General features: G+C 74.2%; 21 protein-coding genes. 10 read left to right on the forward strand and 11 right to left on the reverse strand.

Going from position 1 to position 21,124, the window contains the following annotated elements:
- Nucleotides 1-600 precede the first annotated feature (600 nt).
- From FHX81_RS37355 to FHX81_RS42430, 4 genes are all read left to right on the forward strand, one after another.
- A complete protein-coding gene (locus tag FHX81_RS37355; RefSeq protein ID WP_141983172.1) occupies nt 601-1,779 on the forward strand; it encodes a serine hydrolase domain-containing protein in 1,179 nt (392 codons plus the stop codon).
- 143 nt (nt 1,780-1,922) lie between these two features.
- Nucleotides 1,923-2,780 (forward strand): hypothetical protein, encoded by an 858-nt coding sequence (locus FHX81_RS37360; RefSeq protein WP_141983173.1) that lies wholly within the window; start codon nt 1,923-1,925, stop codon nt 2,778-2,780.
- 375 nt (nt 2,781-3,155) lie between these two features.
- Complete coding sequence (locus FHX81_RS37365) at nt 3,156-5,495, forward strand: SpoIIE family protein phosphatase (RefSeq protein ID WP_170232311.1); 2,340 nt, start codon at nt 3,156-3,158, stop codon at nt 5,493-5,495.
- A 39-nt stretch (nt 5,496-5,534) separates the two neighbouring features.
- Nucleotides 5,535-5,918 carry a Maf family protein gene (locus tag FHX81_RS42430; RefSeq protein ID WP_246108162.1) on the forward strand — a complete coding sequence of 128 codons (384 nt, stop codon included), beginning with the start codon at nt 5,535-5,537 and terminating at the stop codon, nt 5,916-5,918.
- Nucleotides 5,919-5,982: 64 nt separating this feature from the next.
- On the opposite strand, the gene FHX81_RS37375 is transcribed toward FHX81_RS42430, so the two are convergent.
- From FHX81_RS37375 to FHX81_RS37390, 3 genes are all read right to left on the reverse strand, one after another.
- The gene (locus tag FHX81_RS37375; protein WP_170232312.1) at nt 5,983-6,387 is read right to left on the reverse strand and encodes an STAS domain-containing protein; all 405 of its coding nucleotides are present in this window, start codon (nt 6,385-6,387) and stop codon (nt 5,983-5,985) included.
- Nucleotides 6,388-6,891: 504 nt separating this feature from the next.
- The gene (crtI, locus tag FHX81_RS37385; RefSeq protein ID WP_141983176.1) at nt 6,892-8,358 is read right to left on the reverse strand and encodes a phytoene desaturase family protein; all 1,467 of its coding nucleotides are present in this window, start codon (nt 8,356-8,358) and stop codon (nt 6,892-6,894) included.
- Between the two features lie 13 nt (nt 8,359-8,371).
- On the reverse strand, nt 8,372-9,478 hold the full coding sequence (locus FHX81_RS37390) for a polyprenyl synthetase family protein (RefSeq protein ID WP_246108163.1): 1,107 nt from the start codon (nt 9,476-9,478) through the stop codon (nt 8,372-8,374).
- 145 nt (nt 9,479-9,623) lie between these two features.
- Between FHX81_RS37390 and FHX81_RS37395 the strand changes: the two genes are divergently transcribed.
- The 4 genes from FHX81_RS37395 to FHX81_RS41510 all read left to right on the forward strand — a co-directional run bounded on the left by FHX81_RS37395 (nt 9,624) and on the right by FHX81_RS41510 (nt 12,769).
- The gene (locus tag FHX81_RS37395) at nt 9,624-10,550 is read left to right on the forward strand and encodes a phytoene/squalene synthase family protein (RefSeq protein ID WP_141983177.1); all 927 of its coding nucleotides are present in this window, start codon (nt 9,624-9,626) and stop codon (nt 10,548-10,550) included.
- Nucleotides 10,551-10,566: 16 nt separating this feature from the next.
- Nucleotides 10,567-11,529: a DUF5914 domain-containing protein gene (locus FHX81_RS37400; RefSeq protein ID WP_141983178.1), complete on the forward strand. Its 963-nt coding sequence runs from the start codon at nt 10,567-10,569 to the stop codon at nt 11,527-11,529.
- A 78-nt stretch (nt 11,530-11,607) separates the two neighbouring features.
- A complete protein-coding gene (locus FHX81_RS37405; protein WP_141983179.1) occupies nt 11,608-11,892 on the forward strand; it encodes a WhiB family transcriptional regulator in 285 nt (94 codons plus the stop codon).
- A gap of 10 nt (nt 11,893-11,902) precedes the next feature.
- Entirely contained in the window at nt 11,903-12,769 is an 867-nt protein-coding gene (locus FHX81_RS41510; RefSeq protein ID WP_141983180.1) for a MerR family transcriptional regulator, read from the forward strand.
- A 67-nt stretch (nt 12,770-12,836) separates the two neighbouring features.
- Here FHX81_RS41510 and FHX81_RS37415 read toward each other — a convergent pair whose 3' ends face one another.
- The 6 genes from FHX81_RS37415 to FHX81_RS37440 all read right to left on the reverse strand — a co-directional run bounded on the left by FHX81_RS37415 (nt 12,837) and on the right by FHX81_RS37440 (nt 16,932).
- Nucleotides 12,837-14,363 carry an FAD-dependent oxidoreductase gene (locus FHX81_RS37415; RefSeq protein WP_141983181.1) on the reverse strand — a complete coding sequence of 509 codons (1,527 nt, stop codon included), beginning with the start codon at nt 14,361-14,363 and terminating at the stop codon, nt 12,837-12,839.
- On the reverse strand, nt 14,360-15,076 hold the full coding sequence (locus FHX81_RS37420; protein WP_141983182.1) for a class I SAM-dependent methyltransferase: 717 nt from the start codon (nt 15,074-15,076) through the stop codon (nt 14,360-14,362). Before FHX81_RS37420 ends, FHX81_RS37415 begins: the two co-directional genes overlap by 4 nt.
- On the reverse strand, nt 15,054-15,377 hold the full coding sequence (locus FHX81_RS37425; RefSeq protein ID WP_141983183.1) for a lycopene cyclase domain-containing protein: 324 nt from the start codon (nt 15,375-15,377) through the stop codon (nt 15,054-15,056). The genes FHX81_RS37420 and FHX81_RS37425 overlap by 23 nt, the downstream gene beginning before the upstream one ends.
- Entirely contained in the window at nt 15,370-15,678 is a 309-nt protein-coding gene (locus tag FHX81_RS37430) for a lycopene cyclase domain-containing protein (protein WP_211363674.1), read from the reverse strand. The genes FHX81_RS37425 and FHX81_RS37430 overlap by 8 nt, the downstream gene beginning before the upstream one ends.
- A 373-nt stretch (nt 15,679-16,051) precedes the next feature.
- Complete coding sequence (locus FHX81_RS37435) at nt 16,052-16,321, reverse strand: hypothetical protein (RefSeq protein ID WP_141983184.1); 270 nt, start codon at nt 16,319-16,321, stop codon at nt 16,052-16,054.
- Nucleotides 16,322-16,338: 17 nt separating this feature from the next.
- Nucleotides 16,339-16,932, reverse strand: a complete 594-nt coding sequence (locus FHX81_RS37440) for a CocE/NonD family hydrolase (RefSeq protein ID WP_246108164.1) — start codon at nt 16,930-16,932, stop codon at nt 16,339-16,341.
- A 381-nt stretch (nt 16,933-17,313) separates the two neighbouring features.
- Here FHX81_RS37440 and FHX81_RS37445 point away from each other — a divergent pair, with 381 nt between their 5' ends.
- Nucleotides 17,314-19,269 (forward strand): endo-1,4-beta-xylanase, encoded by a 1,956-nt coding sequence (locus FHX81_RS37445; protein WP_141983185.1) that lies wholly within the window; start codon nt 17,314-17,316, stop codon nt 19,267-19,269.
- 4 nt (nt 19,270-19,273) lie between these two features.
- Here the strand turns inward: FHX81_RS37445 and FHX81_RS37450 are convergent, their stop codons facing one another.
- Entirely contained in the window at nt 19,274-19,792 is a 519-nt protein-coding gene (locus FHX81_RS37450; RefSeq protein ID WP_141983186.1) for a hypothetical protein, read from the reverse strand.
- Between the two features lie 183 nt (nt 19,793-19,975).
- Between FHX81_RS37450 and FHX81_RS37455 the strand changes: the two genes are divergently transcribed.
- Nucleotides 19,976-20,563, forward strand: coding sequence for a superoxide dismutase (locus FHX81_RS37455; protein ID WP_141983187.1), 588 nt, complete (start codon nt 19,976-19,978; stop codon nt 20,561-20,563).
- A gap of 20 nt (nt 20,564-20,583) precedes the next feature.
- On the opposite strand, the gene FHX81_RS37460 is transcribed toward FHX81_RS37455, so the two are convergent.
- Nucleotides 20,584-20,889: a GNAT family N-acetyltransferase gene (locus tag FHX81_RS37460; RefSeq protein WP_141983188.1), complete on the reverse strand. Its 306-nt coding sequence runs from the start codon at nt 20,887-20,889 to the stop codon at nt 20,584-20,586.
- Nucleotides 20,890-21,124: the final 235 nt, after the last annotated feature.

Consider the following 21,124-nt stretch of genomic DNA (forward strand, 5'->3'; position numbering starts at 1 on the left):
AGCACCACGTGGACTGCCGCGCATGCGACGTGCCGAACCGATCAAACCTCGGCTGAACGTGCTCCGGACGCCATTCGAGACGATTCGAATGGCGTCGCGGATGAAGTCCGGCACCGTTCGCCGGTGAATGGCGGGCCCGGTGCGGGCGGACGCGCGTCACCGGTCCGGGAAACGTCGCCCGGGTCGACCGCGCGGGTCGAGCGGTCCGTGGGTGCGGTCAGCGCCGCGATCGGCGCCCTACCACCGCCCGGTCCGGCACGTCGTTCTGGCCGAACGGGTGGCGGGACCCCGGTGTCTCAGGGCGCGCCCGCCCGTGTTGTCCGCTTCGCTCGTGCGCTTGGCTGTCACCAGGACCTACCCCCAGCAGGTGTTCACAGAGCCGAAACGTGCGTGGTCAAGGATTTCAACTCCGATACCGAATCGCAACCCCCGTGCGAGCGCAATGCCAAGTCCACCGGACTCGGGCGGCCGGGACGGATGGATCGGGCATGGACCACTCGGCACCGGAGGGATGTCCGCCACCTCGGTCCAGTCCGGTGTGGACGGTCGGTGAGGTGGTGCGACTGGACGGCCGGTGATCGGATCGGGCAGGCTGGGCCCATGGGGATCAAGCGGGCCGGCGTCGTCGCCGGCGTGGTGGTGGCACTCGTCGCGGGGGCGGCGCCGGGGGTTCGGGCGAGTGCGGACTCGCCGGTGCGGGCGGCGTTGGCGCGCGTGGTCGAGGCGGGCGTGCCCGGCTCCTACGCGGCCGTGGTCGAGGAGACCGGCACGTGGCGCGGCTCGGCCGGTGTCGGCGACGTGCGCACGGGCCGGGCGCCCGACCCGCGCGGCCGGATCCGCGTCGCGAGCGTGACCAAGACCTTCGTGGCCACGGTCGTGCTGCAACTGGTGGGCGAGGGCAGGATCCGGTTGGACGACCCGGTCGGCGACCACCTGCCCGGTCTGCTGCCCTACGCCGAGCCGATCACCGTCCGCCAGTTGCTCGGGCACACCAGCGGCGTGCCGCGCGACATCACGCACTGGCAGACCCTCGAAGAGGTCGACACCGAGCGCTGGGAGGCGTTCGAGCCGCGGCGACTGGTCCGGCTCGCGACCGACGGCGTGCCGCTGCTGTTCCCGCCCGGCACGGGCTTCTCGTACTCCAACACCGGGTACACCGTGCTGGGGCTGCTGGTGGAGCGCGTCACGGGTCGGCCCCTCGCGACCGAGTTGGAGCGCCGCGTCTTCCGGCCGCTGCACCTGCGCGACACGTCGTTCCCGAGCTACCAGCCGTTCCTGCCGTTCCCCGCGGCGCACGGCTACGAACGGCTGCACGGCGAGCAGGCACCGCTGACCGACGTGACCACGTACGTGTGGTCGCGGTTGTGGGCCTCCGGGAACCTGGTCAGCACCCCGGACGACCTGAACCGCTTCTTCCGCGCGCTGCTGGGCGGGCGGCTGGTGCGCGCAGACCTGCTGGCGCGGATGAAGGACGTCCGCCCCGGCGCGCTGGGTCCGTTCGGCTACGGGTTGGGCCTGATGGGCGTGACCTCCCCGTGCGGCGGGCCGGACTGGTGGGGGCACGGCGGCGACGTGCCCGGCTACAACACGTGGAGCATGCACACGGACGACCTGGCCCGCCAGGTGTCGGCCGGCATGAACCAGGACATCACCGCGCCGGCCGCGGCGCACCAGCACATGCTGTTGTCGGTGGTCACGACCGGGCTGTGCGGTGCGGCGCCGGTGGCCGCGGCGGCAGCGGGCGAGCGGGTTCCGTACCTGGGTCCGACGCTGCCGTGACGTCCGGGGCGGCATAGCACCAGCCGGGCCACGAGGCGCGCACCACCCCCGGGCCGGCAGGTCGGAGCGGTCCGGGGGACCCTTGTCGTCGTCCCTGTTGTACCCGCGGCGGGGGTCGCACGCCCACTACCGAGGATCGACACGTGACGCTGCCTTACGAGCCCGACGACGACCAAGCCGCCGACCGCTACATCAACGCCGCGCTGCGCAGCCGGGACGCCGAGGCGTGGCGGCTGCTGGCCGCCGACTCCCACGTGGAGCAGACCGACCGGGTGCTGCGGGCGATGCTCGACCGGATCGCGGTGGCGCGCGTGCACCGCACGGCCGAGCGCGCCACCGCGCGGTCGCGGGCGCTGGACGGGGAGATCAGCCAGGCCGAGTACCAGCGCGACGCGGCCGAGGACGCGACCCGGGCCACGAAGGCCGCGCACTTCGAGACGCTGGTGCGCGAGCACCACCGGCTGATCGCCGCGGCGGCGCGTCGGCTGCGCGGTGACGACGTCCGCGACGAGCTGACCGACCTGGTGCTCGCCCTGGGCTCCGCCATCGACGCGCACCGGGCCGCGGTGCTCGCCGGAGGGACGGAGCCCAGCGCGGTCGACCGGGCGCTGTGGGCGCGGCTCGCCACGCTCGACCTGCCCGGCGACGAGGGCCGCACGTCGGTGGAGGAGCTGGTCCGGCGGCACGCGGCGCGCCAGGACGACTTCGGGCGGGTGCTGGCCGGGATCATCCTGGACGCGGCGGGCGAGGACACCTCCGTGCCGCGTGCCGCCCTGCTGCCCGCGTGGAAGAAGGCGGTCGCGCCGACCCTCGACATCGCGGCGAAGGCGGAGTTCGCGGCGAAGGGCAAGGGCTCGCTGGCGACCGAGAAGCTCCGCAAGGCGTTGGGTCACCTGGAGCGCAAGGGCCTGGTCCGACGATCCGGCCCGGCCGACGCGCAACGGCTCGACCTGCTCGACCGGGCCGGTCTGGAGGAGTTGGCCGGGTTGTCGGCGCTGTGATGGCGGGCCGGTGTCGTCGGGCTGGTGCGCTGCGGGTGGCCCTGCCGGGCCGGCCGTGACCGCCCTGCCGGCCGGCCCGCGCCCCCGCCTTCGGCACCGCCGGTGCGCGTACTCCGGGCGCGGCCTGCCCGGTCACCCGCCCGCGGTCCACGAGGTGCCGGTGGCCGCCGCCGTGGCGGCGCGACGACTGGACCCGCGTGCCGCCCGGACCGGACCGCGGTGCGCCTCCGAACGGGTGTTACCCGTCGTTTCACCCGTCCGTGTGATGGGACGAGCCTCCGGCGGTGACGGCGCCGGCGTGGTCCGCTGTGGTCGGCTGCACGTTCGCGTCGGTTCGGCTGGCCGTGCGCGGGCCCGCGGACGATGCTGGACGCGATGGCAGTCCAGCGGGATCCGACCGGTTCTGCGCTGGCCGACCTCGTCGCCCGGCAGCGCGACGAGATCGACCGGCTGAGGACCGCTGCCCGCAGGCAGGCCGTGGTCGAGCAGGCCAAGGGCGTGCTGGCCGAGCGGCTCTCCTGCCGGCCCGACGAGGCGTTCGAGGACATGGTGCGGCTGGCCCAGGCCACCGGCAGCGACCTGGTCGTGATCGCCGCGGGCGTGCTCGGCGTGCCGCCACCGCCGGGACCGCCGTCCGCGCTGCCCGCCGAAGGGCTCTTCGACCCGGCGCGGTACGTGCGGCAGGTCGAGATCCCGCAACCCGCGGCCGTTCCCCCCGGCGAGCGCACGCCGCAGCCGGTGGCGCTCGCCGCGATCGGCACGGCGGCCGACCCCGAGGAGCTGGCCGAGCTCGTCCGCGAGCACGTCGACTGCGACGCCGTGCTGGTCTACCTGGTCGAACCCGACGGCGGGCTGCGGCTCGAGGCCTCGGCGAACGTGCCCGCCAAGGTGCGTTTGGAGTGGGAACGCGTGCCGCTGCAGCTCAGGACCGGCGTCCTGGCCGCGGTGCGCAGCGGCCTGCCGCAGTGGCTGCCCGACCCGGAGGAGGCACGGCGGCGGTACGTGCTCATCGGCGACCCCGAGACGGTGTGGGAGTCGCGCGCGTGGCTGCCGTTGCGCGACCGGACCCGCGTCGTCGGCGTCATCGGGCTGCTGTGGTCCGGTGGCCACCGGTTCTCCGCCGAGGAGCGGTGGGAGCTGGAGGTGCTGACGCGGGCCGCGGGCTCCACGCTGATGGCGCTGGTGAGCGCGGAGAGTGCCGCGCTGGGCCGCAACTGGACGCTGTGGGTGCAGCACCTGCTGGACGTGCTGCCCGGTTCGGTGGCGCTGCTCGCCGCGGTCCACGGCGAGGACGGCGACGTGGTGGACTTCCGGTTCGAGGCGGCCAGCCCCGACGCCGTCGACTTCTCCGGCCGCCGGTACCGGCAGTTGGTCGGGCGCAGCATCCTGACCAGCTACCCGACCGTGGCCGGGACCGAGCTGTGGGCGGCCTACCACCGCGTGCTGCGCACCGGGGTCAGGGAGGTGGTCAGCATCTTCGACTACGAGGAGAACTCACCGGGCCTGCCGCAGCACGGCCGGTACACGTTGACCATAGGCAAGTTCGGCGACGGCCTGATCCTGGCCTGGCACGAGCACGAGGACCCGTTGCAGCTCGAACGGCTGCGCAGCGTACAGCGGCTGGGCAACATCGGCTGGGGCGAGTGGAACCTGGTGACCGACGAGATCGACTGGTCCGACCAGCTCTACGTGATCTTCGACCGCGACCCGGCGCTGGGGCCCATGTCGCTGGACGAGATCCGGGCGTCCGTCGTCCGCGAAGACCTGCCGATCCTGCAGAACGCCGTGCGCGGCATGCTGGAGCGGGGTGAGCGCGCCGACTCCGAGCTGCGCCTGAAGGCGGGCGACCAGATCCGGTGCGGCCGGTTCATCGGCGAGCCGGTGCTGGACATCCAGGGCAGGCCGGTGCGGCTGGACGTGGTGTTGCAGGACGTCACCGACATGCGCAAGGCGGAGAAGCGGGTGTTCGACCTGAGCGAGCAGTTCGCGCAGGAGCACCAGGTGGCCGACCACCTGCGCTCGGCCGTGCTGCCGCTGCCGAGCCGGCCGCTCGACCTGCCGGGGATGCGGGTCGCCGTGCGCTACCTCGCCGCCGAGCAGTGGGCCGAGGTGGGCGGCGACTGGTACCACGCGTTCCCGATCGACGACGGCAGCACGCTGCTGGCGATCGGCGACGTGGCGGGCCACGGCCTGGCGACCGCCGCGGCGATGGCGAAGCTGCGGTTCGCGCTCACCGGCGCCGCGCTGACCAACCCCGACCCGGCCGGTGTGCTCGACGTGCTCAACCGCATGCTGACCGGGGGAGAGGGCGTGACGCTGGCGTCCGGGATCGTGGCCCGGTTCGAGCCGACGACCCGCAGGCTGTCGTGGGCGCAGGCGGGTCACCCGGCGCCGCTGCTGCTGCGGTCGCACGACGTGCAGCGGCTGGACCGCCCCGAGGGGCCGATCCTGGGTGCCGTGCGGGGAGCGGTGTACGCGACCGCGCGGACGCTGCTCGCGCCCGGCGACACGGTGCTGATGTTCACCGACGGACTGATCGAGCGGCGCCCGTCCGCCGGCGCCCGCGGTGACGACCTGGAACGCCTGATGGAGGAGATCCGGGGGTTCGTCGCGGACCTGGACCCGCTGGAGATGCCCGAGGCGCTGACGTCGCGCCTGGTCCCGGCCACGCCGCTGGACGACACGTGCATCGTGGCGGCGACCATCACGGCCTGAGGTCGGTTGCGCTCGGCCGGAGCGGGTACACGTCCGGGTATGAGCACGGAGGACCTGAACTCTTACGCGGAACCGCAGGCCACCGGGTCGCCCGACTCGGTCGAGACCGATCCGGCGGCCCTGAACAGCGCCGAGGACTTGGACGAGGACCGGATCAGGAAGGACCCGTTGGAGGCGGGGATGGACCCGCCGGAGCAGTGGTCCGGCGTGACCAAGTACGGCATGACGCCGTGGGAGGAGTCCCACCCCCGGCCGTTGGCGGACCGGCTCGCGGAGGAGCAGCCCGACGTGCGGCCGGAGCAGCCCGCCGGTGACCCGGTGTACCCGGGCGACGGCGTGGTGAGCCGGGACGCCGTCGACGAGCGCGAGGCGGAGATCCGCACCGAGGCCGAGCAGCGCGGGCAGGCCGCCGACGACAGCTGAGCGCGTTGACGGCCGGGCCCGGTGGCGGTGTCGTGGTCGGCGCGCGCCGGCCACGACACCCCCGTCACTGGTTCGCCAGGGGCCGCGACGTGGACCGGGCGCCCGGTCGGACGGCGGCCAGCGCGTCGCGCACGGTCGGGTGGACGTCCACGGCCTCGATCACGAGGGTGATCTCCAAGGGCCGCAGGACGGCGCGCCGGTCGGTGGCCACGGCCAGGGGAACGCCCCGCCGCTGCGCGGTCGTGGCGGCCTCGATCAGCAGTTGGATGCCCGCCGAGCCGAAGAAGTCGACCCGGCCGAGGTCCACGACCAGCGCGGCCGGTCTGCGGTCGAGCTGCTCGGCCACGATCGCGCGGACCGGTGTCTCCGAAGCCATGTCGATCTCGCCGGCCACCTCGACGACGGTGATGCCGTCGCGGTCGTGGACCTGGACGGTCGCGTTGGGTGTGTCGGTGCGGGTGTCGCCCACGGGGCACCTCTCGGTTGGTACGAGAACCAACAACCGAGCTTCTGCTCAACCCGAATCGTCGCTTCCGCGCAGCTTGGTGTGGCGGTTGGACGGCCCAACGCTACGGGTCTTCCGCCAGATCCACAACTGCGCCCCTCCCACCTGCGACAAGGTCGTCCGGCGGGCCGCGCCGCGCCGGCCCGGACCGGGGGACATGGCCGAGGAGGAGTTCCGCGAGGGCGACGACGTGACGTGGTCCAGCCGCGGGCGGACGGTGCACGGCGAGGTGTGGCGGAGATCACCGGGACACCGGGCGGGCACGAGTCGGGAAGGCGGATCGTCACCCCGCCGCGGCAGGAGGAGGGCGAGCTGACCGACGACGACCGGGCGCACGTCGCGAGGTCGTCGGGTTCGTCCACCGCCACCTCGCGCAACGCCCCGACGGGGACGTGGAGCACACGAGGTGGCGCTACTCGCCGGTGAACCGGGGCCACGACCCCCTGGAGGACTGACGCGGCCCAACCTTCACCGCCGCAGCCGTTCGGCGGCGAGCCTGCCGGAGATCAGCACCGGCGGGATGCCCACACCGGGTGTGGTGCCGCTGCCCGCCAGCACCACGTTGCCCTCGCGGAACGGCAGGTTGCGCGGCCGGAACGGGCCGGTCTGGCCGAACGTGTGCGCGGCCGAGAACGGCGTGCCCGCGGCCTGGCCGGACCGGGCCCAGTCGCCCGGCGTCACGACCGACAGCACCTCGACGCCGGGGTCGAGCAGCTTGCGCGCGACGAGCTCGCCGACGACCTCCTCGGCGTAACGCGGGCCGACCTCGTCCCACCGGAGCGGCGCGACGTCGAGGTTCGGGCACGGCGCCAGCGCGTACTGCAGGTGCCGTCCCGCCGGCGCGAGCCCGGGATCGGTCAGCGTCGGCGTGGTGAGCAGCAACGACGGGTCGCTCATCAGCCGGCCCCGGCGGATGATCTCGTCGAACGTGCTCTCCCACGCCGTGCCGAACGAGATGGTGTGGTGGCCGAGGCCGTCGACCACCCGCGGGGCGCTCAGGTGCACCACCACCGCGGACGGCGACCACCGCAGCGGGCGCGGCCGCCGCGGTTGCCCGCGCAGCAACCGGGTGCTCTGCGCCGGACCGGTGGCCAGCACCACGGCGTCGCACGGCACGCGGTCGGTCGAGGTGCGCACGGCCGTCACCCGCGGGCCGGTGCGGTCGAGCCCGACCACCTCGACGCCGTAGTGGAACCGCACGCCCGCCGCGGTCGCCGCGTCGGCGAGCGCCCGCGGCACGGCGCGCATCCCGCCGCGCGGGAACCACACCCCGGCCACGGTGTCCATGTAGGCGATCACGGCGTAGGCGGCGAGCGCGTCGGCCGGTGCGACCCCGGCGTACAGGGCCTGGAAGGTGAACACGCGCCGGAGCCGGTCGTCGCGCACGAACCGGCCCACCGCCCGGGACAGCGAGCCGAACCCGCCGAGCCGGGCGAGCGCGACGAGGTCGCGGCCGAGCAGGTCCAGCGGCGAGTCGAAGCTCGCGCCGAGGAACCGGTCGCGCTCGACCCGGTACAGGCGGGTCAGCCAGGCGCGCAGGGCGCGGTAGCCCTCGGCTTCGCGGTCGCCCGCCAGCTCGGCCACCGCCCGTTCCATCGCGGTGGCGTCGGTGTGCACGTCGAGGCCGCTGCCGTCGGCGAACTCGGCGCGGTAGGCCGGGCTCAGCGGCACGAGGTCCAGGTGGTCGGCGCGCCGGGCGCCCACCGCCGCGAACGCGTCGTCCAGCAGTTCGGGCATGGTCAGCACGGTCGGCCCGGTGTCGATCCGGTGCCCGGCGAGGTCCAGCCGGCCGGCCAGGCCGCCGGGGTGGTCCCGCTGCTCCAGCACCGTCACGTCGTGCCCGGCCCCGCGCAGGTGCAGCGCGGCGGACAGCCCGGCCAACCCCGCACCGACCACGACGACCGAGTCGGTCCGGCCCTTCACCGCGCGTGCCACGGCGTCCTCCTTCTCAGACGTGACGGTGGACGGCCTTGGCCGCCAGGTGCTTGAGGTGCGTGCGGGCTTCTTCGTCGATGTCCGCGCGGTCCAGCGCGGCCAGACCGCTCGCGGCCAGCACGTCGATGTGCTCCTCCACGGCGTCGACCGCGCCCAGGTCGACCAGCGCCGCCCGCACGGCGGCGACGGTCTCGTCCGTCACGGGCGCGCCGCCGAGGCACCGCGCCAGCATCCGCGCCGTGCCGTGCTCGCCCGCCGCGGTGGCGCGGGCGATGCCGATCGCCATCAACGGGGTGCGCTTGCCCTCGCGCAGGTCGCCGCCGACGGGCTTGCCGGTCACCGCGCTGTCGCCGACCATGCCGATCAGGTCGTCCCGCAACTGGAACGCCACGCCGACGTCGCGGCCGAACACCCGCAGGCACTCGACCACGTCGGCCGGCGCGCCCGCCAGCGCCGCGCCGAGGTGCAGCGGGCGTTCGACGGTGTACGCGGCGGTCTTGAGCGCCGCGACCCGCAAGGCGGCCTCCAGCGAGCCCTCGCGGCGTGCCGTCGCGAGCAGGTCGAGGTGCTGACCGGCCATCATCTCGATCCGCATCTCCTGCCACGGCCGCCAGGCCCGGGCCAGCGCGGCGGCCGGCAACCCGGCCGTGACGAGCGCGTCGTCGGCCCACGCCAACGCCAGGTCGCCGACCAGGATCGCGGCGCAGTCGCCGTGGTGGCGGGCGCTGCCGGCCCACCGGGACCGCCGGTGCCGCGCGGCGAACGCCTCGTGCACCGCGGGCCGGCCGCGCCGGGTCGCGGAGCGGTCCATCACGTCGTCGTGGACCAGCGCGCAGCACTGCAGCAGTTCCAGCGCCACCAGGGCCCGCACGGTGGCGTCCGCCGCGTCGCCGCGCACCTGCCCGCCCGCCGCGCGCCAGCCCCACCACGCGAACGCGGGCCGGATGCGCTTGCCGCCGGCCAGGACCAGGGCGTGGATCTCCCCGGCCAGCTCGTCCGCGGCGTCGAGCCGCGGGCGGGTGCGGAAGAAGTCGTCCAGCGCGGTGGCGAACCGCGACGCGAACTCCTCCGGTGCCGGGGGACTGGGCGTGCGGGTGTCCATGCCGGCCAACAGCGACATCGTCGCCCCCTCGCGTGTCGGAGAACTCGGTGGGACGAGCTAAGCAGCGCCACCGGCGCCCCGCACAACGAGCGCGCTGGTTGTGCACGGCGCGGCCGGCCGACTTAGCGTGAGGGCGGTGCCGTCATCGGAAGGACTCGAACGCATGTCCGCAGATCGTGAAATGGATGCCGCGGGCATCACCGGGCCGTCGCTGCGCGAGGCGTACCGGCGGTGCCGAGCGCTCAACGCCGAGCACGGCCGCACGTACTTCCTCGCGACGAGGATGCTCAGCGCGGAGCAGCGGCCGGCCGTGCACGCGCTGTACGGGTTCGCCCGCTGGGTCGACGACGTCGTGGACGACCTCCACAGTGGACCGGAGGCGAAGGCGGAAGCGCTCGGGACGATCGACGTGGCGCTCACGTCCGCGTTCGACCGCGGCCGGAGTTCCGACCCCGTGCTCATGGCGTTGCTGGACACCACGCGCCGGTACGGGATCCCCCACGTCCACTTCCACGACTTCATGGCGTCGATGCGGATGGACCTGACCGTCACCGACTACGCGACACGGGCGGATCTGCTGCGGTACGTCCACGGGTCGGCCGCCGTGATCGGGTTGCAGGTGCTGCCGGTGCTCGGCACGGTCGGGCCGGGCCGGGAAGCCGAACCGGCCGCCGCCGCGCTCGGCATCGCCTTCCAGCTCACCAACTTCCTCCGCGACGTCGGCGAGGACCTCGACCGCGGCCGGGTGTACCTGCCCGCCGACGAGCTCGCGGCCTTCGGCGTCGACCGCGACCGGCTGGTGTGGGCGCGCGCCGGTGGCCGGGCCGACGACCGGGTGCGGGCGGCGCTGCGCGAGCAGGTCGAGCAGGCCCGCCGGGTGTACGGGCAGGCCAAGCCGGGCATCGCGATGCTCGCACCCCGGTCGCGGCCGTGCGTCGACGCCGCCTACCGGCTCTACGGCCGGATCCTCGACCTGGTCGAGGAAGCTGGCTGCGCCGTGCTGTCCCGGCGCGTCGCGGTGTCCAACGGCAGGCGGCTCGCCGTCGCGCTGCCCGGGTTCGCCAGGGCCGTGCTCGCTCGCACGGCCTGATCACGACAGGAGAGACATGACCGACCGCCTGCCGCTGCGCAAGTTCACCAGCCCGCCCTGGTCGGAGCAGGAGCCGACGTGGCGCGACGCGAAACCCGCGCTGATCGAGGCGGCGCTGAAACGCGCCACCGCCCGGCCCTCCGGCAACTGGTTCGTGGTCGGCGCGAGCCGGGACGTGGTGCGCGGCAAGCCGTTCGGCCGGACGGTCGCCGGGCGCGAGGTGGTGCTGTGGCGCGGGCCGGGTGACGTGCTCCGGGCCGGTCCCGGCGCGTGCCCGCACCTGGGCGCGCCGCTGTGCGACGGCGCGGTCGCGGGTGGCGAGCTGGTCTGCCGCTGGCACGGGCTCGCGCTGGGCGGTGAGCGGTTCGGCGGCTGGAGCCCGTTCCCCGCGCACGACGACGGCGTGCTGGTGTGGGTGCGCCTGGACGACGTGGGTGGGGAGGAGCCGCTGCCCGAGCCGGTGCTGCCCGCGCGTCCGCGCGAGGGGTCGCTCGACGCGGTCGCGACGCTGGTCGGCCGGTGCGAGCCCGAGGACGTGATCGCGAACCGGCTCGATCCGTGGCACGGCGCGTGGTTCCACCCGTACTCGTTCACGAACCTCCGGGTGCTGGAGACGCCCACCGAGGACCGGGACCGCTTCCTGGTGGAGGTGACGTTCCGGGTGGCGGGCCGGTTCGGCGTGCCGGTCACCGCCGAGTTCGACTGCCCCGAGCCGCGCACGATCGTGATGCGCATCGTGTCCGGCGAGGGCGAGGGCAGCGTGGTCGAGACGCACGCCACACCGCTGGACCGCGGCCGGACGGCGGTCGTGGAAGCCACCATCGCGCAGTCCGACCGACGCGGGTTCGCGCTGGTCAGGAGGCTGGCACCGGCGATCCGGCCGGCGATGCGCTGGGCCGCCGCACGGCTGTGGCGCGACGACCTCGCCTACGCCGAACGCCGGTACGCGCTGCGGTCGAAGGGCGCGTTCCCCGGCTGACCGAGGTCAACTTGCATCGGTTCTGAGTCGATTTTAGGGTGGAGTCGTCAGGTCGTCGACTCGCAGAGGACGTGCGCCATGCCCGAGCTCTCCCGCCTGCCCCGTCCCGTCACCGAGTCCTGGGACTGGCAGTTGTCCGGTCTGTGCCGGGGCATGGACAGCACCTACTTCTTCCACACGCCCAACGAGCGCGGCGCGGCGCGCGAGAAGCGGGAGGCGATGGCGAAGTCCATCTGCCAGCGGTGCCCCGTCATGCGGCAGTGCCGCGAGCACGCCCTGGAGGTGCACGAGACCTTCGGCATCTGGGGCGGCCTCGGCGAGAGCGAGCTGCGGGCTATGCTCTCCGAACGCGCCAGGAAGTGAGCCGGAGCCGATGAGCTGGACACCCCGCGCGGTCGCCGCGATGCTCGGCATCTCGCCCACCACGCTGCGCACGTGGGACCAGCGGTACGGGCTGGGGCCGACCGACCGCACCGCGGGCGGCCACCGCCGCTACCGGGACGACGAGGTGGACGAGCTCCGGCGCATGGTCGCGCTGACCGCGCAGGGCGTCGCACCGGCGGACGCCGCCCGGCAGGCGCGGGAACCCGGCCCCCCACGCCCGCGGCGCACCGAGGTCGACCTGACCGCGGACACCGCCCGCACCGCCCGGCGCGGTTTCCTGACCGCCGCCGACCGGCTCGACGAGCCGGGGGTGCGCCGGCTCGCGGTCGAGCTGATCACCGGGTACGGCGTGGTGGCCGCCTGGCAGTCGGTGCTGGCGCCGTTCCTGGTCGAGCTGGGCGACCGGGTGTCCCGACGCGGCACGGGCGTCGAGGTGGAGCACCTGGCCAGCGCGGGGCTGTTGCACGCGTTGCGCGCCGTGCCCTACCCGGAGGGCGACGGCGCGCTGGCGGCGTTGCTGGCGTGCGCGCCGGACGAACAGCACTCGCTGGCGCTGGAAGCCCTGGGTGCCGCGCTGTCCGAAGAGGACTGCCGGTGGCGCAACCTGGGCGCACGCGTGCCCGTGCCCGCCTTGTGCGACGCGCTGGACCGGCTGCGGCCCGCCGTGGCCGTGGTCTGGGCCCACCACGCCGACCTCGCCGCCACCGTGCCGCTGGCCGAGGTGCGCCGCCGCACCGACGCCGTGCTGGTGGCCGCCGGACCGGGCTGGGACGGGTTCGACCTGCCGGACTCCGTGCGCCGGCCGACCACCCTGCCCGACGCCGTGCGGCTGATCGTCGACCAGGTCCGCGTCTAGCGATCCCGCCCGGCGTCCGGACGGCTCCCTCGTCGCGCCGCCCGACGCCTACCGCCGACGACCGGCCCTACGGAGTCCGGCCCCACCGGCGGGCCACGGCGCGCAGCACCGGTCCCCGGCCGGTGGTCGGCACGGTCCACAGGTCCGTCCCGGCCACGCCCCACCGGCTCAGCAGCCGGTTCGCCGCCGCGAAGCCCGTGGTGGCCGCGCGTTCCATCAGCGCCACCGGCAGGTCGATCCGCACCAGGTCGCCCGCCAGCACCAGGAAGTCGTCCGGCGTGCGCACGGTCGGCCGGCGGGCGAAACCCCCGGCGGGGAACAGCGGGCAGTCCGACCGCAGCTCGTGCCGCTCGTCCACGACACCGGCCCGCTTGGTCTCCGGGTAGACCTCGGTGAGCTGCTCCCACAGCCGCGCGCGGGCGTCGGGCTCGTCGGACGGCAGCGCGTACCCGTGCAGCTCCACCACCGATCCGCCGGTGCGCGCGGCCCACGCCCGTGCCTCGTGCTCGTAGTGGTTCAGCACGCTGACGTTGTCCAGCAGGCCGTACCCGCTGGTGCCGAGGAAACCCGGCCGGTCCGGCTCGACCGGCCGGTCCAGCCAGTACCGCGACACCAGGAACGGCGGCGCGGTCCGCAGCTCGGCGATCCGCTCGCGCCACGCCGCGTCGCCCAGCCCGGGTGACGCGGCCACGAGCCGGCGCAGGCCGGGCACGTCGGCGGCCAGCACGACGGCGTCCGCGTCGAGCACGCCACCGGCCACGTCGACCGCGAAGCGCCTGGTCGAACCGGGCCGCACCGACCGCACCTCGACGCCCCGGCGCACGTCGGCCCCCAGCTCGGCGAGGTGACGCGCCAGGGGTTCCCACAGTCCGTGCGGGAACGGGTCGGCCGCCACGTCGAACAGCAGCCCCTCCGCCGAGCCGAGGAAGTAGATGTGGAACATCAGCGCCAGCTCGGCCGCGGACATGCGGCTCGGGTGGGCGAAGAAGCTGCGGGAGAACACCTCGAAAGCCAGCGCGTGCGCGGGCTCGGGGAAGCGGATGCGCTCCAGGTACGTCACCGCGTCGAGGTGGTCCAGCTCCTGGTACACGCGGGGCGCGGACACGTCCAGCAGCGGCAGCGCGGCCCGCGCGTCCACCGACGGCAGGTCGGCCCAGCGGAACGTCGGGCTGCGGCGCAGGAACGCCAGCGCGTTCCACGGCAGCGCGGTCGGCAGCCCGGCGAACCCGTCGCGGTGCCCGCCGGCGTGCCACAGCGGGTAGTCGGGCAGCCCGACCAGCGCCGTGCCGCCGGTGTCGACCCGGCCCAGCAACGCGCGCAGGTTGTAGTACTGCCGGAAGAACGCGTGGAAACCGCGGGTCATGGTGACCTCGCTGCCGTCGGCGAGCCTGGTCGGCCAGCCGCCCACCCGGCCGCCCAGGTGGTGCTCGCGCTCGCACACCACGACCCGCGCGCCGCGCTCGGCGAGGATCGTCGCGGCGGCCAACCCGGCGATGCCCGCGCCGATCACGGCCACGGTCGGCACGGCGTCGTCGAACCGCGCTCGTCCGGCGGGTCCGGCGATGCGCACCGCCTTGCGGTCGCGAGGCTTCACGAGTGCTCCTGTCCTGGTGCCCGGCCGGTGAAGGTGTGCACGACGCCGAGTTGCAGGCCCGGCACCGGACGGCTGCGCACGGCGACGAAACCGTTGCGCCGCAGCCGGTCCCGCAGCGCGCTCGCGCCGTCGAACCGCAGCACGCTGCGCCACAGGTAGGTGTAGAGCGAGCGGTCGCGGGTGAGCAGCCACCCGGCCGGCACGACCACGAGCCCGCACATCGCGGTCCAGACGGCCGTGCTGACCGGGGAGTCGCGCACCGAGTACTCGTGCAGCACCAGCGGCGCGCCGGGTTTGAGCACACCGCGGACCGCGCGCAGCGCGACGTCGGGATCGGGCAGGTTGCGCACCAGGTACGCGGCGAACACCGCGTCGAACGGCCCGCGCACGTCCAGGTCCTCGACGCGGCTGTGCACGAACGCGACGGTGTCCGGCCACGGCTTGGCCCGTGCCCGCGCGAGCATCCCGGCCGACGCGTCCACCGCGACGACCTCGGCCTCCGGCGCGACGGCGAGCAGCGCCGCGGTCGACGCGCCCGTGCCGCAGCCCAGGTCGAGCACGCGCATCCCGGCGCCGCGCCGCGGCAGGCCGAGCGCCCGCGCGGAGGCCCGCAACGCCCGGTGGTAACCGGGGTTCAGCCCGACCAGCAGGTCGTAGTCCTTCGCCGCGACGTCGAACGACCCCGGCACCTCAGCGGCGGTCAACCGCGCCATCCGCATTCCTCCTCCGCTCCCACAACAACAGCACGGCGGTCACCATCGCGAAGCCGTACAGGAAGTCCTCGACGGGGATGTCCCACGGCACGCGCACACCGCTGATCGCCCACTCCGCGTACAGCACGATCGGCGCGTCCAGCTTGGTCAGCCACCCGTCCACCGGCACCTGGAAGCCGAGCACGATCGCCATCGTGATCCAGTAGGCGGGACGGCGGAACAGACCGGTGCGCAGGACGAAGACCTCCAGCAGCACCACCAGGACCGCCGCCGTCACCGCGGCCAGCAGGTACTCAGCCATCGCGCAGCATCCGGCGGACGGTCTCGTAGGTCAGCAGCGCGCACAGCGGGATCGCCACGAAGAACAGCACCTCTTCGATCGGCAGCACGCCGCCCAGCACCACGCCGGTCGTGCCCTCGTGGTGGAAGCTCCAGTGCCCGCGGACGATCGCGACCACGTCCCACACCACCAGCACCGCCAACACGGGCAGGATCGCGCGGGCCACGTCGGGTGCGCGGCGGTAGACGCGGCCGAACCACTCCAGCGGTGCGGTGATCAGCAGGCACGCGGCCAACACGGCCAGGTATTCGTACCGGCTCAATGGGGCACCTCCGCGCGTTGGTCTCCCGACGACCGTAAGAGCACGCGTCCCGGTCTGCATGACAGCCGGCCACATCACTCGATCGTGTGAGGGTTGGCGGACCGCGCCGGGAGCGTGCACCCGGCCCGGTGCCCGGCACCAACCAGGCGCTGATAACCGGTCCGGTCCGCGAGGTGATCGCGATCGGCCGGGCGGACCACGACGACGTGGCCGCGCTCACCCCCGGCCTCGACGAGCCGGCCGCGACCGTCGAGCCGTGCGCGCCCGAGCGCGTGGCCGACACGTGCGGGACCGACCCGGGCGACCCGCACCGCGCGGATCTCCGGCACCTCCGGCCGCGTGCTGTCGTGGTGTCCGTGCCGTTCCGCCATGGCTACCGGAACCGCGACGACGACCGGTACGTGCGGTCGACCGACGAGCTGACCGCGACCGGGTGGAGCCCGACGTGCGGCGGTCCGGCGAGCACCGCGAGGACGAGCCCGGGCGCCTGCACGCGGCCGGCCTGCAGCCCACCCGCCGCGGTCCCGTCGGCCTGCCGCGCGACCACGGGCTGCTCGACCTCGTCACGTCGTGCGAGCGGGGCACCGCCCGCCGGCTCACCTGGCCGCGCACCCGCGTCGAGCAGGCGGCGCCGCAGCCTCATCGCGGCGAGCTGACCGGTCAGGACGTCCGCGGTCGCGCGGGTGCGGTGCCGACGTGCCGGTGGAACCACCGCGCGGTCGACCGGGTCACCTGATCGAGCGCTTCGGGCTCCTCGGACAGCCCGGGCACGACCTCCACGTGCCCGGACGGCAACCGGTGCGAGACCCGGTCGTCCCCCTCACCGACGAGGAGCAGGGTCGGCGCGAGCACGCGGGTCAGCGCGTCCCCGGCCAGGTCCGACTGCCCGCCGCACGCCACCACGGCGTGCACCGCGGCCGGTCGTTCCGCGGCGACGACGAGCGCGACCGCCGCGTCGACGCCCGAACCGAACAGCCCGATCGGGTGGCCGCCGGTCGTGGGCTGGTCGGACAACCAGTCCACGACGGCGGCCAGCCTGCCCGCGAGCACCGGAACGTCCGCGTCACCGTCCGGGCGCAGGTCGAGCAGCACGGTGGCCAGGTGCTCGCGCTGGAGCGTCGGTGCCACGTGCCGGTCGGGCGACCCGCCGCCGTGCGCGAACACGACCACGCCGCTGCCGCGGGTCGGCATCGAGAGCCGGGCGTCCAGGGGGAGCCCGTCCAGCGGGATCCGCACGTCCTCGTCGATGAACACGAGTTCCGGGTTGCCCCGGGCGACCGGTCGAAACCCGCGGCGGGCAGGCGGCGGGGGGTGCCCGGACCGCTGCCGGGCAGGTCGGGGAGCGGGCACCGGACGGGGAGTGGTCGGATGACGCGGACGGCCGGCTGCGCGGGCGCACGTCCGCCGACATCCGGCCCGGCGAGGCGTACCGGGTGTTCCCCGCGGGGCCTGCTCGACCGCGGGCCGGCCCGAGGTGTGGCGGGGCTGCGCCTGTACCGGGGCACGTCCTGCCGACCGCCGGCCGCCGGTTTGGGCTGAACGGGGGCTGGGCGGGGTTCGGCCGGGCTGCCTATAGTCCGGGCGAGATGTTCTGGGAGCGCTCCCAGAACACCCCCGACGGAAGAGGGATTCTCGATGAGGAGAGTTCTCGCCGGTGTGCTCGCGACCTCGGTCGTGGCCGGCCTGGTCACGTTGGCGGCGCACGCGAGTCCCCGCGCCGCCGCCGACGAACCCGTGGTCGTCGTGTCCAGCACGTTCGACGACGGCACGGCGCAGGGCTGGACGGCCCGCGCGAGCGAGGTGGTGGCACCGAGCACCGCGGTGGCCCGCAGCGGCACGCACAGCCTCGCCGTCAGCGGCCGTGAGCAGAGCTGGCAGGGCCCGACGCTGAACCTGCTGGACAAGGTGCAGAAGGGCATCCGCTACGACCTGTCGGTCTGGGTGCGCCTGGCCGCGGGCGAGGCGGCGACGCAAGCCCGCCTGTCCGTCGAGCGCCGCACCGCCGGCACGCCGAGCTACGACCAGGTCGTGGGCGACACCGCGGTGACCGCGAACGGCTGGGTCAACCTGCGCGGCAGCTACACGCCGGCCGCCGACGTCGACTTCCTCTCCACCTACGTGGAGCTGAGCAGCACCGCGTCCCTGCACATCGACGACTTCTCCCTCTCCTACACCCCGCTGCCGCCGATCCAGACCGACATCCCGTCGGTGAAGGACGTGCTGGCCGACCACTTCGCCGTGGGCGCGGCGGTCGGGAACGCGGAGCTGCTCAACAACCACGGGCAACTGCTCGCCAAGCACTTCAACTCGATCACGCCGGGCAACACGTTGAAGTGGGACGCCACCGAGCCCACCGAGGGCGCGTTCCGCTTCGCCGACGCGGAGGCGCTGGTCGCCTGGGCGAAGGCCAACGGCGCGGCCGTGCGCGGGCACACGCTCGTGTGGCACCAGCAGACCCCGGCGTGGGTGTTCAAGGACGCCGCCGGCAACGACATGACCGCCACGCCGGAGAACAAGGCGCTGCTGCTGTCCCGGTTGGAGGCGCACATCCGCGGTGTCGTGGGCCACTTCGGCGCGGACATCCCGGTGTGGGACGTGGTGAACGAGGTCATCGACGAGAACCAGGCCGACGGCCTGCGCCGCAGCAAGTGGTTCGAGATCACCGGGTTGGACTACCTGCGCACGGCGTTCCGGGTGGCCCGCGAGGTCGCTCCGGACGCCGAGCTCGTGATCAACGACTACAACACCAACGTCCCGGCCAAGCGCGACAAGCTGTACGACCTGGTCGTGCGGCTGCGGGCGGAGGGCGTGCCGATCGACGCGGTGGGCCACCAGATGCACGTGAACGTGCAGTGGCCGTCGTTGGCGGAGACCGAGGCGATGCTGGCCAAGTTCGTGCCGCTGGGCATCGACCAGCAGATCACCGAGATGGACGTCTCGATCTACACCGACAACAGCCAGTCCTACCCGACGCCGCCGGCCGACGTGCTGCTCACGCAGGCGTACCGGTACCGGGACTTCTTCGAGCTCTACAAGGAGTACTCGCAGCACATCAGCTCGGTGACGGTGTGGGGGCTCGCGGACGACAACACGTGGCTGGACAGCTTCCCGGTGACCCGCAAGGACCACCCGCTGCTGTTCGACACGCGCTTGCAGGCCAAGGGCGCGTACTGGGGCGTGGTGGACCCGAGCCGGATCACCACGACCACCACCACGACCACGACCACGACCACCACGACCACGACCACGACGACGTCCATGACGATGCCGCCGTTGCCGTGCACGGTCGAGTACCGGGTCGGCGGCCAGTGGCAGGGTGGCTTCCAGGCCGAGGTGCGGATCACCAACCGGAGCACCTCTCCGATCACCGCGTGGACGTTGGCCTGGACGTTCCCGGACGGTCAGCGGATCAGCCAGCTCTGGAACGGGGTGCACACCCAGGACGGCGCGGCGGTGTCCGTCAAGCACGCGTCCTGGAACAGCATGATCCCGCCGGGCGGCTCCACGTCCTTCGGGTTCCTCGGGAGCTGGACGGGGTCGAACGGCAAGCCGGCCCCGTTCACGCTGAACGGCACGCGTTGCGCGGCCTGACGCGTCACTGTTCGGTCACCTTGTAGTAGCGGACCGGGGTGTAGGCGCCCGCCGTCTGCGCCGTCCACGTCCGCTCCACCGGTGGCTCGCCGTCGGGGCCGGTCTGCTCGCGCACGACCGGCTCCAACTTCGCGTCGTCGGCCCAGCGCACGAACAGCGCCGCGTGGTGGGACGCGACGAGGGCGTCGCCGGGGCGCAGGTCGGCGCGCGGCACCTCGGTGGCGACGTCCCGCAGCGTCGTCGTGGTGCGCGAGTGCGTCAGGCCCCACGCCAGCGACACGTAGCCGGAGCAGTCGGTGCGGTAGCTGCCGTGCTCGTTCTCGTGGCACGCCTGCTGGCTGTACGGCACCCGTGCGTCCAACCAGGACTGCGACCGGGTCAGCGCTTCGGTGCGCGAGGTCGTGCGGTCCGCCTCGGTCGTGCCGCACGCGATCAACGCGCCGGGGTCGTCGGCCGCGTGCGCGACCGGGACCTGGACCGCCGCGGTGCAGGCCAGTGCGGCGATCAGGGTGCGGGTGCTCATCGAACCCCCTCGGGTCACGGTGTGCCGCCGCTTCGTGCGGCGGAGTGTCACCGTGGGGTTTCCCGGTGTCCCTCGCGACAGCGCTCGAACCACTCGGCCGGGTGGTGTGCCGGTGGCGCGGTTTCCCGCCCGGGGGCACGGGTAGTCGGGCGGTGATCGCAGCGGACGTGGGAGGGGACGGGCATGCGCGTCGTCATCGTCGTGGCCGTGCTGTGCGCCGCGGTGGCGTGCGGCGGTGACACCGGACCGGGTGACGCCAAACCGTCGGAAGAAGAGGTGGCCGCCCGGGAGATCGGCGTGCTCGCGCCCGTCGACGCGGCGGTCACGGCGTTCACCTACGACCAGGAAGCCGCACCGCCCGGCGCGGAGCTGGAGCTGGAGGTGATCGCGGGCGACGACGGGACGACCGTGCGGCTGTCGGCCGACCTGCTGCAGCCCGACCGCGGGTACGCCGCCCACGCGCACACCGACCCGTGCGGCCGGAAGGGCACCGACGCCGGTCCCCACTACCAGCACGAGGTCGACCCCGCCGCGACGCCCGAGCGGCCGTCGGTCGACCCGGCCTACGCCAACCCGCGCAACGAGATCTGGCTGGAGCTGAAGACCGACGCCCACGGCAACGGCGTGGCCGAGACGACCGTGCCCTTCACCTTCGGCGACCGCGTGCCGTCGTCGATCGTGCTGCACGAGCACCCGACCACCGAGACGGAGCAGGGCCGGGCGGGCAGCGCCGGCGGCCGGATCGCCTGCTTCACCGCGCCCTTCCGCTGAGGGGCGCGTTCCGCTGGGGGTCAGTCGACGGCGGTGGTCCTCGGCGTGCGGTAGACGACGTCGACGTACTCCCGGTGCCGTTCGATGAAGCCCTTGACGAACGGGCACAGCGGCAGCACGGGCAGCTCCCACGCGCGGGCCTGGTCGAGCGCGGCCCGGGCCAACGCGCTGCCGACGCCCCTGCCCTCGAACGCCGGCTCGACCTCGGTGTGCGTGAACACGATCAGGTCGGGCGTGCGGATGTAGACCGCCTTGCCGGCCGTCGTGCCGTCCACCACGGCCTCGAAGTGCTTCTGCTCGGGAACGTCGCGCACCTCGATGGCCATGCGGAGATCCTCGCACAGCCACCCGCCGCTCACCCCTGCGGCTTCACGGCCGGGTCACCACCGGTCCGCTCGGCGATGACCGTGGTGTCGCGACGGCCTCGGTTCCACCCGACGTCCGGGGGAGAAGCCGACCGGGCGCGAGGCGGCTGCTCGGCACGGCCACCGTGCTGCGCCACGGGCCGTCGGGTCGGGCGGCCCGGTTCGCCGGCACCGGCCCGGCTCCCCCCGTTCCGGT

Source organism: Saccharothrix saharensis (assembly GCF_006716745.1).
Taxonomy (GTDB): Bacteria; Actinomycetota; Actinomycetes; order Mycobacteriales; family Pseudonocardiaceae; genus Actinosynnema; species Actinosynnema saharense.